The organism is Agrobacterium sp. CG160-95 (assembly GCF_053521725.1).
In genome coordinates this window covers 214,792-229,644 of the sequence record NZ_JBNWDU010000009.1, presented here as the reverse complement: position 1 = coordinate 229,644, position 14,853 = coordinate 214,792, and the positions used below count along the sequence as shown (strand labels likewise).

12 protein-coding genes and 1 pseudogene are annotated in these 14,853 nt (G+C 57.7%); 6 read left to right on the top strand and 7 right to left on the bottom strand.

What is annotated here, in order from left to right; all coding sequences use genetic code 11:
- Positions 1-323: 323 nt before the first annotated feature.
- The 3 genes from ACQZ63_RS25170 to ACQZ63_RS25160 all read right to left on the bottom strand — a co-directional run bounded on the left by ACQZ63_RS25170 (position 324) and on the right by ACQZ63_RS25160 (position 1,844).
- Positions 324-539 carry a hypothetical protein gene (locus tag ACQZ63_RS25170; protein WP_448799441.1) on the bottom strand — a complete coding sequence of 72 codons (216 nt, stop codon included), beginning with the start codon at positions 537-539 and terminating at the stop codon, positions 324-326.
- A gap of 192 nt (positions 540-731) precedes the next feature.
- The gene (locus ACQZ63_RS25165) at positions 732-944 is read right to left on the bottom strand and encodes a hypothetical protein (protein WP_173998333.1); all 213 of its coding nucleotides are present in this window, start codon (positions 942-944) and stop codon (positions 732-734) included.
- 75 nt (positions 945-1,019) lie between these two features.
- Positions 1,020-1,844 carry a manganese catalase family protein gene (locus tag ACQZ63_RS25160; RefSeq protein WP_173998331.1) on the bottom strand — a complete coding sequence of 275 codons (825 nt, stop codon included), beginning with the start codon at positions 1,842-1,844 and terminating at the stop codon, positions 1,020-1,022.
- Positions 1,845-2,729: 885 nt separating this feature from the next.
- On the opposite strand from ACQZ63_RS25160, the gene ACQZ63_RS25155 reads away from it, so the two are divergent.
- The 6 genes and pseudogenes from ACQZ63_RS25155 to ACQZ63_RS25130 all read left to right on the top strand — a co-directional run.
- Positions 2,730-2,942: a DUF3459 domain-containing protein gene (locus ACQZ63_RS25155; protein ID WP_236776489.1), complete on the top strand. Its 213-nt coding sequence runs from the start codon at positions 2,730-2,732 to the stop codon at positions 2,940-2,942.
- Positions 2,943-3,368: 426 nt separating this feature from the next.
- A complete protein-coding gene (locus ACQZ63_RS25150; RefSeq protein ID WP_333674857.1) occupies positions 3,369-3,602 on the top strand; it encodes a DUF2934 domain-containing protein in 234 nt (77 codons plus the stop codon).
- A 131-nt stretch (positions 3,603-3,733) separates the two neighbouring features.
- Positions 3,734-5,809, top strand: coding sequence for a glycogen debranching protein GlgX (gene glgX / locus ACQZ63_RS25145; RefSeq protein WP_173998327.1), 2,076 nt, complete (start codon positions 3,734-3,736; stop codon positions 5,807-5,809).
- Between the two features lie 228 nt (positions 5,810-6,037).
- Positions 6,038-6,547 (top strand): ferritin-like domain-containing protein, encoded by a 510-nt coding sequence (locus ACQZ63_RS25140; protein WP_173998325.1) that lies wholly within the window; start codon positions 6,038-6,040, stop codon positions 6,545-6,547.
- Positions 6,548-6,615: 68 nt separating this feature from the next.
- Complete coding sequence (locus ACQZ63_RS25135) at positions 6,616-6,954, top strand: hypothetical protein (RefSeq protein WP_173998323.1); 339 nt, start codon at positions 6,616-6,618, stop codon at positions 6,952-6,954.
- Between the two features lie 144 nt (positions 6,955-7,098).
- A pseudogene (locus ACQZ63_RS25130) lies at positions 7,099-7,332 on the top strand (hypothetical protein); the annotation flags it as partial.
- A gap of 195 nt (positions 7,333-7,527) precedes the next feature.
- On the opposite strand, the gene ACQZ63_RS25125 reads toward ACQZ63_RS25130, so the two are convergent.
- From ACQZ63_RS25125 to ACQZ63_RS25110, 4 genes are all read right to left on the bottom strand, one after another.
- Entirely contained in the window at positions 7,528-11,718 is a 4,191-nt protein-coding gene (locus ACQZ63_RS25125; RefSeq protein ID WP_173998320.1) for an autotransporter domain-containing protein, read from the bottom strand.
- A gap of 307 nt (positions 11,719-12,025) precedes the next feature.
- Positions 12,026-12,655 (bottom strand): outer membrane protein, encoded by a 630-nt coding sequence (locus ACQZ63_RS25120; RefSeq protein ID WP_173998312.1) that lies wholly within the window; start codon positions 12,653-12,655, stop codon positions 12,026-12,028.
- A 488-nt stretch (positions 12,656-13,143) separates the two neighbouring features.
- Complete coding sequence (locus tag ACQZ63_RS25115; protein WP_173998311.1) at positions 13,144-14,187, bottom strand: helix-turn-helix domain-containing protein; 1,044 nt, start codon at positions 14,185-14,187, stop codon at positions 13,144-13,146.
- A gap of 496 nt (positions 14,188-14,683) precedes the next feature.
- Positions 14,684-14,824: a hypothetical protein gene (locus ACQZ63_RS25110; RefSeq protein ID WP_173998309.1), complete on the bottom strand. Its 141-nt coding sequence runs from the start codon at positions 14,822-14,824 to the stop codon at positions 14,684-14,686.
- Positions 14,825-14,853: the final 29 nt, after the last annotated feature.

The following is a 14,853-nucleotide window of genomic DNA, read 5'->3' as shown; positions in this document are numbered from 1 at the left end:
TAGGAGTATCGTCCATGATTTGGTGTCCACCTATTTTTGATGGACACTTCATGCATCAGAGCACTGCGCTTCAGAAGGTGCACAGAAATTCGCGCTTACGATCAATAGGTAACTTTTCTCGGTTAGTATATATAACCCTCTGACGAGGCGCAGGCGCGCGGCACCACTATGATGCGGCCTCTCAACCCACGCCATCTTCCTAATAGAGCGGGTCCCCGAACGACCCTTTCAAGTGAGCCGCCAGTGAGCGCAATCGTCCTTACAATTGAGCGCTTTCGAAGCTCTAGCCACTCGCACGGCGGTTATGAAGAAACCTATTGCCTTCATGTGATCGACGCCAGCAGCCTCACGAGACGCTTCTCTTCGAACGGTATCATCCCGCACGGCGCGCCTCGGAACTGCTCGGGCATTGCGTCGCACTCATAGCCGGTCAGAAATATGAACGGAAAATTTCTTGCGTTGAGGAGGGCTGCGACCGGGTAGGCCATCTCTCCGTTCAGATTGATATCGAGAATCGCCGCTTCGAAGCCCATTTGCATTGTGCCCGCTATCTCCAAAGCCCGTTCCAAATCACCCACCGGTCCGAACACCCGCGCCCCGGCACGTTGTAAAATTATGGTGAGTGTGTAAATTTTCGTCCTCTAGGCTTGATCCCAGATCCTGGAGCACGCCCTCTTTGATCGCATTCTAGATCTCTGCATGCGGAGCCAACGGCTTGGAGTCTTTTTTTGTTAGTCCGCAAGCGAATCCACAACGATTCCAATGACCATCGCCGCTTCCATGATGCCACCAGTCACAAAGAGCGCAGAGGTCACAAACTCGGTATAATGGCGGCGTGGCCTCAGCGCGGAACTATAGCTGACCGTACTGAGCAGACCGCCGAGGAGCCAGATCACCAGCCCTGCGACGCCAGTCACCACCCAAAGATTTGAAGTCACCTGCATTTGCTGTTCCTGTCTTCGGAACCATGCCCGCCATTGGAGGCCGGGCATGGTGGGTTGTTTGTGGCGGGACGGGGTTCACACCTGTTCCGTCTGAGCACCGCCGTCTGGTCTGGCCGGGGCAAGCTGTGGCTTCTGGCCAAGCGGTTCGGAGCGAACGGTGGAAAACTCCCCTTTTCCGTCAACCGAATTGCCAGCGCTCCAGCGGCCTGGTGCCGGCTCGCTCCCATCAAACTGAAAGCCCAGATAGGCGTAGCTGAACTCCTGTTTTTCCATTTCCTGCGGAAAGCTGTTGGGAATGGGGAAGACGTTCTGCGCCCCGCCGAGCTCTTCCAAGGCGGCAAGCCACTGGTTCTGATGCATCGTGTCTCTCGCGATCAGGAAGGACAACATGTCCTTCATGCCGGGGTCGTTGGTCATATTATAGAGCCGCACGGCGAGCGCACGGCCGGTCGATTCCGCAGCGACATTGGCCGTCATATCAGCAGCGATATTGCCGCTGGCATAGACGTGCGACATATCAAACGGAACGCCGTCGGAATCGACCGGCATGGCAGCCAGGCCGGACGACAGGATGTTTTTAAGATTGACGCCGTTAAGGACGGAGCCGCCGATTGCGTCGCCCGAAATCTCTTCCCGTAGTTTCAGCGGCGCGCCCTCCAAATTGAGCGCGACGGCGGTGGCGAGCATCTCGATATGCCCTAGCTCTTCAGTGGCGGTATTCATCAACAGATCACGGAATTTTGGATCGCCGCGCGCCCCGCATGCCTGGAAGAAATACTGCATGGCCACTCTGATTTCACCTTCGACGCCGCCAATTGCCTGCTGGAGCGCTCTTGCAAACAGTGGGTCGGGTGTTTCGACCCTAACGGGATACTGAAGCTTGTTGTCGGTGTAAAACATCGAAAATCTCCTTGTTAACGGTTCGCCGAACCAGACGCGGGGGCGATTGTTCCCCCGGCGAATGGTGGAGGCATGCCTCAACAGGTCGAGTGACAACGATCGACGAGGAACTTCTGTAGAAGGGCGGAGTTCGGAGCAGTTCAACAAGGAGGATTAGATATGACTGCAGACCTGCGCGAAATCTTCGTTACCGGCCGGCACGGAGTATTTATTCGTCATGAAGGATGGTACACGCGTCCCAGACCCTGCCTCGCGGGCCCAAAAGGATGAATTTAACGGACCATCGGTCGTCACCGACCCGGATCGCTACACTTGGCAAAATGTCGATTAGACGGGCCGCCCATGGGAAGAGGCAGTAATCTACGAGATGCATGTCGGAACCTTCACGGTGGAAGGGACGTTCAATGCCGCAATTGGAAAGCTATCGCATCTGGCGCAGCTAGGAATTACCATGATTGAGGTGATGCCGGTCTCCCACTTTGGCGGCAACCACGGCTGGGGATACGATGGCTCCTTACTTTACGCTCCACATACCGCTTACGGCGCGCCGGACGACTTCAAGCCTTCATAGACGAAGCGCATGGTCACGGCATCTCAGTGGTGCTTGACATCGTTCTCAATCATTTCGGACCAGAGGGTAACTACCTGCCGCTGCTGGCCCCATCCTTTTTCGACAAGGATCGAAAAACCCCATGGGGCGATGGGATAGCCATTCCGGTTACGAATGCGAGACCGTACCAGACCCCAATGACCGCACCACATTCGAGGCATCAAAGCTGGATTGGAGCAAGGCCAAAACCGAGACTGGGGAGGATTGGCTAGCGCTTCCGCAAAAGCTGCTTTCACTGAGACAGACAAAGATCGTGCCTCTTCTTCGAGGAGACAATGGACGCTGGCAGGGTTGTGGAGGCAGGTGATGGATGTGTTGCGGTCACCTGGACGTTTTCGGCCGGCGCGCTTTCGATCGCCGTCAATCTTGGCGATGAGACGAGACCGCTGCCGGACCAGCCCGGAGACGCGATTTTCGCGTGGCCAGGACAGCATGACGCCCTACCTAAAAACTCAATCTTGGTTCGCCTCACCACAGAGACGGTATAATGAAAATCCCTACAGCAACCTATCGCCTGCAATTCCGAAATGGCATGACTTGGCCGCCCTAAAAGAAAAGTGACGCCGGTTGATTCCCGCCGATCCCGAGTACCTCCGAATCCGGCTTATCGTGACCTGATGCTTGTCGGACGCAAGCCACGGCAGAAGAGCCTCCTGGCTTGCTTCAGTGACTGTTCTCGAGGAGCAGGTTGAGCAATCCGAAGTCACTGCCGTAAGACTATCGTCGAACGAAGCGCCGACCGGATTTGGCAGATGAGTTCTCTGGGTTAACGGACAGCACCCCGGCGGCGCAGCACGTCGTACGTCTCACCGAAATCACCGATAGGGTTCACGCCCGGTGATGTCCCGCGTGCCTGCCGCGATGACTGGGACCTGCGGAACTTTCATGGGAGAGCGGTGTTGGGCACGACATCGATGTTCACTACCACGGAGAACGACATGGGTACCGATCGCGAGGAATGGATCTCAAAGCGCGCTTACGAACTATGGGAGCAGGCGGGCCGGCCTGAAGGACACGACGACGAGCAGTGGCACGCCGCCAGTGCGGAATGGGAGGCTGAATTCGGACCTGTTGAGGCACCGCTTTCAAACGGTTTCTCTGCGGAAAATCCTAATCGACAGCGGAAAAGTGCCGCGGGACCCTCATAAGGGGTTAACTGGTCGGGGATGCAGGAACCCCTTCGGCCGCGTTCGGATTGCCGCTCACCGGTAAGCGACAGCGTCTTCCCTGAAGCGTTTGCGACAACCGCCCTCCCCCAGTCGGTATGCAGAGGCAAAAAATGATCAGCAGATATTCCCGTATCGGCCCCGGCGACCATCGTCAGTTGGGCGCGATTGCGGACAATGACGGCGTTAATTTCGCGCTGTTCAGCGCGCATGCGGAGCGCGTGGAACTCTGCCTGTTTACAGACGACGGGAAGACGGAGATCGAGCGGATAGAACTTCCCGAATATACCAATGAGGTCTGGCATGGCTATGTGCCGGGCTTGAAACCGGGCGCGCTTTATGGGTATCGCGTTTACGGACCGTTCGATCCGGAAAGTGGCTACCGTTTCAACCCCCACAAGCTGCTGCTTGACCCTTATGCTCGCGAACTTGTAGGGGAGATCGAATGGGGGCAATCCCCGTTTGCATATGTAGCAGACAGCGCGGAGAAGGACTTGTCCTTCGATGAAACCGACAGCGCGCGGTTTGTTCCCAAAGCCCGGATTGTCGGTGGGGTCGATGCGCCGCGCAGTCAACTCCGCCCGGATATTCCTTGGTCGAAAACAATATTTTACGAAACCCATGTCAAAGGCTTCACCCGACTTCATCCCGCCGTCCCGGAAGCTCTCAGAGGCACCTTTGAGGGCCTTGGCGAGAAAAAGATTATCGACTACGTCAAAGGCCTCGGCGTAACTTCCATCGAACTGCTTCCCATTCATTGGTTTCCCGACGACGCCCATTTGCTGGAAAAAGGCCTGAAAAACTACTGGGGGTATAACACGCTTGCCTTCTTTGCACCGGCTAACCGCTACTTTGGTCCGCGAGGTATTCGAGGCTTCAGGGACATGGTCCGGGCCTTTCACGACGCTGGGCTGGAGGTCATCCTCGACGTTGTCTACAATCACACCGCCGAAGGCAACGAACTGGGGCCGACGCTCTCCTTTCGGGGTATCGACAACTTCTCCTACTACCGAACAATGCCCGACAGGGCGCGGTATTATATCAATGACACCGGAACCGGCAACACGTTGAACACGTCCCACCCGCGGGTGTTGCAGATGATTACGGACTCGCTGCGCTACTGGGCTGAGGAGATGGAAATAGACGGGTTCCGGTTTGACCTTGGAACGATTCTCGGGCGCGAGCCCGAAGGTTTTGACCAGCGAGGCGGTTTCTTTGACGCCGTCGGCCAGGATCCGGTTCTGTCGCGCCTGAAACTCGTGGGAGAGCCGTGGGACATCGGGCCCGGCGGCTATCAGGTAGGCGGGTTTCCACCTGGCTGGGCGGAGTGGAATGACAAGTACCGTGACACCGTTCGTGACTACTGGAGAAACAAGGATGGCACGACGCGGGACTTTGCCGCTCGTATCCTGGGCTCCGGCGACGTTTACGACCTGCGCGGGCGCAGACCCTGGTCCGGTGTCAACTTTCTGACAGCGCATGACGGCTTCACTCTCGACGACCTCGTCTCATACAACGACAAGCATAATGAAGCGAACGGTGAGAACAACAAGGACGGGCATGGCGACAACCGGAGTTTCAATTTCGGTGTTGAAGGCCCCTCACGTGACGGCGTAATTGTCTCTCTTCGCGACCGTCAGAAACGGAACTTTCTTGCAACGCTGTTTCTGTCCCATGGAACCCCGATGCTTCTCGCCGGCGATGAGTTGGGCCGCAGCCAGATGGGGAACAACAACTGCTACTGCCAGGACAACGAGCTGAGTTGGGTCCATTGGGACGGTTTGCCAGCGAGCGCCGGCGAACTGGGCGACTTCGTCCGCAGATTGATCTCACTGCGCGCCGAACACTCGATTCTGAGGCGTAATGACTGGCGCGACGGGATGGTGATCACGTGGTATAACCCGACGGCCAGCGAACAGACGCAGGAGCAATGGGACGATCCAGGGGCAACCACAATCGGGCTCCGCGTTCGGCGCGATCATGACGAAGAGGAGGGCTGGGACGATATCCTCGTCCTCTTCAATCCCCACGACGGGTCCGTGCCATTTGTTCTCCCGAAGGTGAGTGGGGGTTGGGTTGAGGTTTTGACAACAGCCGATCCTCATCTGGAGGACCGGAAAATCGGCGATCCCGAGTATATCCTGGTCGAACGCAGTCTTGTCTTGTTGCGTTCAGGAAGGCGATCGTAGGAAAAGCGCGTGCTCCCTGGGTCCCGGATCGTACGGGAGAGTGCAATAGTTCCGTAGCCTGACTGCATCGCCGCAAGCCCAGGGCGAAGCTGATCGTAGGAGGGCGCGCGACCTCCAGGCAGAAGCAAACTGCTCATGGCCTTGCTCCTGGTCGCCGTCTTCCCACTGGAAATGTTGGAACTTCCGTGGCGTGTCGCGGTTCGGGGGGCTCAATCTGGAGGATGAAGAATGACCGAGGACTTGCGCCACATTTTTGTAACCGGACTGCGTGATGCGCACGCCATGGAAAACCAAGCGTTGTCAATTATGAAACCGCAGATCTCCCGGATAGAGAACTACCCGGAGGTCAAGGCTCGCCTCGAGCTTCACTATCGTGAAACAGAGGATCAGATCGCCCGTCTCGAAGAGGTGTTGCAGGGACTTTCAGAATCGTCCTCGACAATAAAAGACGCGGCCCTTTCCATGACAGGCTCGATTGCGAGCCTTGGCCATGCGGTTGCAGGCGATGAGATCATCAAGAACAGTCTGGCCAATTTTGCGTTCGAAAACTACGAGATTGCTGCCTACGAGTCGTTGATTACCATTGGCAATCATGGAGGCTATTACGCGGCTCACTCCGCCCTCGCGAGGAACCTCGAAGAAGAAGTCAACATGGCGCGATGGCTGGCCGACAATCTGGAAAAGGTTACTCTGGAATTCGTTGCACTCAGCGAGCGGGGACAGACCGCCAAGGTCTGACGCGAGATTTTGCCAGCCCCCGTCTGGTGCTGGCGAAATCACCTGGAACTCCAAATAGAGGCAATGCCGTGTATTTCGATGACTTCGAAAAGGATGAGGTTCTGTCCTCGGTGTTCCTTCCGTTCGTAAGCGAGGTGCGGTGTTTGATGCGCTGTCCCGGACAGGTGAAGGCAAAACGACGCCTGGCTGAAAAAGCACTGGCTTATCTTGACGTGTTGGAGCCCGCTTTCGAAAGGAAAGGTGGGCTTTCCGTCAGGCGCAGACAGGCGGTTTGTAAATTTCGCACGCCGGAGCACTCTGGCTGGCATGCGGAAACCGAACTGGATGAGGTCTTGAGCGAGGCCTCACAGCAGATAGAGGCTATGGTTCTTTTAATGGGCATAAGTCCCCGCAGCACGGATGGCTGATATCGCATCACCAGGGGCTTCGCCTCTTCGAGGGGCGGGCGTCCAGACAATGGCGTTGTCGCCGTTATAGAGAGTTGACCCAAGACATCGCCGCAAGACGGCAGCGAAGCGCTTGACGCTGACTTCGGCATTTGACGACCCGGGCAAGCGGAGAGCCCGCTCGCTGAATACCGGAAGATCACCGGGGAGATCTTGAAGCGGATGCCCGACGAGCACCGCTATCCGAGAGGCGAACTGCGTTGGAACGAACGGGAGCGTGGGTGGGAAGTCTTCATCCCGTACAACGCTTTCAAGAACTCGGGCTCTTCCTTTTTCGGGCAGAAGCCGTTTCGCCTAGTGCTGCCGGATTTTCTTGATCTCTACACCTATCTCAACGCCTAATCACACCTTCCTCGACTTCATATAGCAGTGAAGCCTCCAAAATCTACCAGCGTCATCAGAGCGCTACCCGAGAACGACGCGGCTTATGATGATGACCACATCGAACAGGCGAAAATACCGGACAGCTATTTAAGCAGTACCGCCGAACTTTTCCCCGGCCGCCCGCTGATCTGAGTTATACACTTTGGTCTTTCAAAACCTGACACCGAGCTTGGCGTTGAAGCCATGGTCCTGGGCGCCATCGCGGTACTGCCCCTGATAGGCAATGGCGAGGGTAGCGTCTGGTGCGATATCGACATTGACACCGGCCTCGAACACGGCTGCGTCCTTTGCAAGCGGATTGCCGAACACGGTGAAGGAATCGGAACCGGCGAATGCATGACTGGCGGTCGGCGTGATGTCTCCAAAGGCATGCCTCCATCCCAGCATGCCGGCGAGGTTCATCTGCATGTTTCCGATCCACACATCTGTTTCGGCGCGAACTCCGAGAGTGGCAAAGGTCGTATCTGTCGTTTCGCCGGAGGAGGCAATAACCGCAGCGCCGCCATTTTCCCTGAAGCCATCCGTCTTGACGGTGACATGGGCGAGATTGACGAAGGGCTCGAAGTGACCGGTCAGCGTTTCCATCCGGTAGCCAAGTTCGCCGAAGGCCTGCAACGTGCCGGCATCGTAGCTTGCCGACAGACGGTCCGCAAAGCCGGTGAAGTCGACAGAGCGGCTGGTGTTGATGTCGCTCCAGCCATAGGCGACGCCCGAGCGGAACGACAGGGCTTGCCATTCTGCCCCTGCATAGAGCCCAACATGATAGGTGTCGCTCAAGGCTGACGAGGCACGGTCATCTGCATCAAAGGACGAATGGCTATAGCCGGCCAGCAGGCCCAGCCGCCAGGCATCGGTGACCATTGCGTCGGCGCCGCCAATAAAGCCCCCGGTCGAGCGATCGAGACTGGCGGCATTGCCGTTTGCATCGGTTGACCCCCATGAACCAAAACCCGTGCCCCAGAAGGCAAGGCCAGACGAGGCCGTCCCGGGAGTTGAATCAGCGCCAAGGGCTGAGCGCAACCGATCATTGACTGTATTCCGGATATGGCGTGAATCCTCGATCAACCCTGTCACCACCGATGCGTGGATCTCACCCGAAAGCTGGTCGAATGCGGCCCGGGCCGTTCCCTCGTCGAGCTGCACGACCGCGTCGTGAAGCTCGTTACCATTGCGCAGGCTTTGCAATCCTTGCGCAGTGGCAATCTGATTGTGCGTCTCGGCGACCGTGGCAAAGTCGATGTCGTTTCGGGTCAGTGAGAGCGTGACATCATTGCCGTTATAGCCAAGCGTGGGATCGAGGAAGGCGAAGTCGGAGGTAACCGCGTCAAAGGAACCGTTCACACCATGCTGCGCCGAAAGGACCGTGTAGGTGGCCGCCGGATCATATGTGCCGGTCATGCCGATATGGGCAACGGTGCCACCGTTGAGGGTGGCCGACCCCGTCACCTTGATCAGGTCGCTTTGTTTGTCGCCCGGAGCGACCTCGACCTCGTAGCGGGAGCCGGCATCAAGGACCAGATCGCCATCAACTGTCAGCGTGCCTATCGAATTGCCGGGTGCCAGGGCCGAACCGGAAGCCAGTGTCACCGTCGATCCCGTTCCTGATCCAATCGTGCCTGCGCCCTGCAGACGCCCGCCGTTCCCAATCAACGCAGAGCCGCCGAGTGCCTCGTTGACGACAAGCGTCGTGCCCGAAACCTGACTCAGGCCTGCAAAGGCGGAATTGTCGCCGGTGAGGGCGATCCGGCCTCGGCCATCGAAGGCAATGGTTCCCGAACCAGAGATGGCTCCACCATAGATCCCGTTGTAGTCCTGGCTGAAAGTGAAGCGGGTCGCTGATGCCAGTTCGAGATCGCCTCCGAAGCGGTCTGTTGCCGAAACGAGGCCCCCCTCCTCGACATTCCAGGCAAGCGTCGACACCCCGCCAAGGGTGAGCGTCCCTGCACCACGCTTGATCATCTCGCCACGGGTGCCGTCCAGGCCAGCGATATCACCGGCAAAGCTTCCGTCTCCGGCTTGATCGAAGATTACGGCCCCGGCGTTGGCGATTGAACCGTGGATGGCATTTGTATCTGCAACCAGAGTTCCCGACCGCACGAAGGTGTTACCCAGGTAGGAGTTTTCTCCTGTCAGTTTCAGCGTACCGTCGCCAAGCTTTTCGAAACCCCCTGGCCCTGAAATCGAACCGGACAGGATAAGCTCGCGATCGCGGAAAACATCGACGCGGCCGAAAGTGTTAAGGGCGATTGCACGGTCGGAACTGAAGCCGGTCGTCGTGGCCAGGGTTCCTCCATCGAAGATCAATCCACCCGACGACGCGCCGAGATTGGCGTCCGACGACAGCCATAGTGTCCCGGCGGCAATCCGGGTACCGCCGGTGTAGGCGTTGTTACCGGTCAGGACCAGAGACCCGGCGCCGGTCTTCACCAGACTGGAGGCGCCACTGAGCGTCGCGGATATTCCGGCCGCCATTCCACTGTCTGAAGCTCCGCCATCGCCAACCCTGATGATGGTCTCGCCACTGAGGCCAAGCAGCTCGACAGGATCGCCCGAGACGCGATATCCGTCGGTGGCAAACTGCATGCCAGTGACACCGATCGCGCCTGCGGTATCATCGACCGCGACAGCCCCGGACGTTCCCTGAAAGATCGCAAAAGTCGGATTCGGTTTGAAGGATCCGTTGACCGAGCCATTGTCGGAGGTCCAGTTGCGCCCGACCGCCGTCCAGGTACCGGAGCCTCCATCGACGGCATCATTATCGTGCAATGCTGCGTTCCCGCCGTCCCAGAAACCGAGCTCTGCCCCCGCGGTTGAGACCAGATTGACCCGACCCTCGACCGCGGTCTGAATGGAGAGATCGTCCGCCACGACGCCGGCCGGCGTCGAGCCGATGGTCAAGCCATTGTCCGTCAATGCTCCGGCGTAGTCGAACAGTCGGTAAACCCCTGCACCGAACCCGCCCTGATCGGTGACCTGAAGCTTGCCGTCGAGTGTGAGGTTGCCCCCGACGTCGAAAAGCGCCGGCGATGAGATTCCTCCCAGCGCGACATCAATCGTGCTGCCCCTATCGAGCCTCAGATCACCGTTAATAGCCAGGGACTGTCCCTGTTGGCCCGACAGAATACCACCGTTGGAGAGCGTCAGGCTGCCCTCAATCGCACCCCCACCCGCAACCCGTCCTGTGTCAGAGGCGGCAACATCGCCGCCGAAGAGGCCATTCACCTGGAAGCTGCCGCCGTGCACCGATGCTGAGCTTCCCGTACCGTTGGTGGAGCCAAGTTGCCCCGTCAGGTCGACAGCGCCCTCGGTGATTACCAGACCGCCGAAGAAGCCAGCACTGCTCCCGGAGAGCGTCATTGTGCCTGCACCGCGTTTTTCCACTTCTCCGCCGCCGGTGATCGGCATGGACAAGGCAAGAGTGTCATCATTGTCGATCGTCAACCGCGTGGCGGCGCCAGTGAGATATACCGAGGATGCCGCAAATGAGGCCACGCCGCCGTCGCCGATCTGAAGCTCGCCATCCGCGACCGTTACCCCGCCTGAGAATTCACCGTCGCCCGTCAGGATCAGCGTACCCGTTCCCGCCTTGGTCAATCTGTTGAAGCCGCCATTTTCCCGGATGTTTGCACCTATCGTATCCACTCCTGAGGTGTTTACGCCGAATGTCACTGTACCGGAATTCGAATTGATATCCGCGGCGTCGAGGATGCCACCATTGCTGATATTGATCGCGGTGGTGTTGTCGAGATCGAGAACATTGGTGGTAAACCGACCCTGGTCAGCGATGCTGAGTTCCCAGGGAACGCCTCGGGAGCTTCCGAGACGAGCTCCGTTCTCGGCCGTAATCTGGGAGCCTGTACCGGAGACGGATACTGTACCGCTACCTGCGCCTCCGCCTGCAGTCAGTATCGAGGTGCGGAACTTCCCGCCATTCTCCACGGCAAGGAGACTGGTACCATCCTGCCAACCGAGCGTCGTGAACGTTCCAACGGTCGCTACCGAGCCATTGCCGTCCACAATCAAGGTGCCCGAGGAGCCTGGCAAATAACCGAGCGTCAATTGCCCCGCTACGCCAAGCGTGCCACCGTCCTCCACCTTCAGCGTGTTAGCACCCAGAGTTCCCACGTAAACGTGATATGCAGCCGCCCCTGGGGCGTCGATATAGGCTGTTCCGCCACCGCGGATATCGACAACATCTCCGCCGGAAGGAACTAGCCCATCCCGCCAGTTGGCCGCTGCGAACCAGTTCCCGTCCGTGCCTGAATTCCAGTACGCGGAGGTTTCCTGCGCTCGCACATCCGTCACACCAATCGCGGTCGAGGCAATGACAGCCGTCGACACTGACAGCAGGCACCTCAGTCGCCTGCTTGGAAACAAGGATAGCTCGGGCTTGCCGGACGCTCCAGTTCTTACAGGCGTCGGTGGCATGAGCATGCATTCCGTGTTCGACATCAATGTTTAGTCCTCAGGACGCAGGTATCGCGATGAAGCCCCAGCACTTTGCAAGAACTCCGGATTTCGATGTGTGTGAGTGATCTGACTTCGCTACGGGCCAGTGCGTCGATGTGCGGATTGAAGCCTGCAGACCGTATGAAGGCCAAAAGGACGACAAGGGATGATCCCCCGCTTTTCGGCTTTCTGGACGCCGTCAGAATTTGATGCCGAGGCCAACCTTAACGGCGTGCTGGTCGACATCGACGTTGACACCCTGAAGATCCTGGTCGCCGAAATCGTTGTAGCGGTACTCAACACGGCCAAACACGTTGCTGGTGAAGGCGTAATCAAGTCCGGCTCCGATTGTGTAGCCGCTGAAGGTGGCTTCGTCCTTGCCAAGTCCTGGCACATCCACATAGCCCTGCGTCGCCGCCCAGCCCGCTGTGGCATAGACAAGAGCGTGGTCGAAGGCGTAGCCTAGGCGACCCCGTACCGAACCTGCCCAGTCAGTCCCGAATTCAGCACCAGAGATTTCCGCCTCGTTCCAGTTATACTCGACATCGCCTTCGACGCCGATGACGAGGTTATTATCGAACTGGTAATTGTAGCCCGCCAAAGCTCCGAGAAGCCCACCGTTTGCATCTTCGGAACTGGATATGCCGAAGCCGGAAAACTCACCGGTTGCCCAGGCGCCGCCACCTTGGATACCAAGGTATGCACCCGACCAGGTGAAGGCAGGTGATTGAAATGCAGCCGGCAACGGCGAATGCTCGACAACGACGTCTGCTGCTTTCACCACAGACGTGCTGAGCGCGACGAGGGCGGAAAGAACTACTATTTTCATGATGGCATACTCCAACTGCGGATTATCTGTTTCGTTGTAAAAGCATGGACAAGCTGGCTGTCCGCAGAAATTATTTCGCCTGCGCGAGACGTGGTCCCGATCAGGCTCCGACCCGCACCAAGCGGAGAGAATCGACCGCATTTCTCTCGCAGCCGACGTAGTCGGCGGGTCGTTGAGTTAAACAGGCTTTTGACGAAGCGCCTTGATGCCCAGTGACCTGAGAGCGTGCTGACGAACATACACGCAAGCAATGCATCCGTAGAAAAACTCCCCCATCCGCGACAACAAAGCAACGCATCCCCGTAACGTCCGGCGCCTCAACGGGACGCGACCGTACTGCGCAAATCAGGGTTCAAAAACCAGATCTTTGGGCGGAATAGAAGAAACTATAAGCGGTTTAAGGCGAATCTATCCGAGCGCGCAAATCGCCTAGGCCAAAATACTCGCAGCGCGCATCATGGTAGCCACTGACCAAGCAGATTGATCGCTTACTGTCCCCACAGGGAGGCGCGATCGAACCAGCTTTGCGATTCGCGCGTACCCAGAGCCCAATTCCTTTGAGCGACGGCGCGGATTTCACGCGGTGTGAGCCCATGAAGACGCTGGAACGCGCGCGCGAAATTGTGAGCATAAACGAAACCATGCTCAAGTCCGATTTCGGCTATTGATTTGTGAACTTGCGACGGATCGCGCAGCGCCGCACGCGCTAGCTCCAGGCGGCGTCTCTGAAGGTAGTTTGACACCCCGCCATCGCCGGAAAAAAGATAGGTGAGCTTACGTAGCGAAATGCCAAAGGCAGCGGCAATACCGGCCGGGGACATGTTCGGATCTAGCGCGTTCGCATTGATGTACCGGCGAATTTCACCAAGTTGTGCGACGGATATTCCCCGCGATACGTCCTCTCTCTGTACCCCGTTCAGCGTCGCGGCGACGAGCTCGACGGTCGGCGCTGCAAGCGCCGCTGCCTGCGTGGCATTCAGAAGCGGAAGCGCGCGCCAGAGATTGTCCACGTGACTCCGCAATAACCCCACCATCGGCTCATCAGCAGCGAGAACCCGCATGTTTTGTTCGTCGGGGTTGGTGAGCAGCGGCGCGAGCAGCGGTCGAGGCACAAACAAGGTCAGATTGGTAAAATTACCGACAGATCCCGCGTGCGCCTGTGCCGCATCGTGAACGATCAGATCCCCTGGCGTTGCCTGAGCTTCCTGTCGTCCGTCCTGGCGGCTCCAGCGGCCGGCCGAATAAAACTGAACCTCGAAATGATCATATCCGTCCGCTCCGGCACGGTAGCTGGAACGGCTCAGTTTTTGCCCGACGCTGACGCAATAAGTGAGCAAGATCGCGCCCAGGCGGAAGGTACAATGCGTCGTAAAAAATGCTTCGGGTTGAGAAATACTAACATCATAAAGAGAACCTGCGGTCTCCTGCCAGAATTCAATAGCTCGTCCCAAGGGTAAGTTGCGGGTGTCCGTTTTAAACAGAAGAGCTGGACCGTTCCCCGTCTCTTCCTGGCTACTTGCTTTCTCATTCATGCCAGCCTCACCAGGTTGGTTGCAGCCCAAAAGCGTTTACTCATAGCTGCTAAAGTTTCGATTTTGCCCATTTTTGTCGCGACGAGGCAATCCCTTTTTGACAAAAGATGGCCATACCTCACCTCTGGAAATGAACGAACCGGCCTTGGGCAACCAGTCAGCGTATTCGTGATGCTCAGACAAGATAGAGCCGCCTGCTGGACCGGTTATCATGTCGGGAACGTCGACGTTGCCGCTCCAGCATGATGGACGAATCATAAACCCGTCCTCGGCCAACCCGCTGGGATAAATACAGAAAAATGGTACCAGTATCTCAAGCCTACCTTTGACGTTGGCATTTTCTCGGACCTTTAAATCCGCTCCCTGTCGGCGCAGCAATCCCCCGTCATCTTCGGGCAATCACCAGCGTGCAGCTCACATCGTTCCGACACAGAACCATCGTGAGCTTTCGATTTTCCGTAAGCGTATCGCATGGTACCGCTCCGCCGACGATCATTCAGTCGTAATCGGAATAAACCAGTCGTATTTCGCCTCGAACGAACATCTGTCGCAGGTGGAAGTGCCTGCGTAACCCGTTGGTGTCGAGATTGCGCGCGGAGACCGGATCGATGGCATGGCATGTTTCTACCGTGATCATGAATTCTCTCAGGAATGATCAACGGGGTG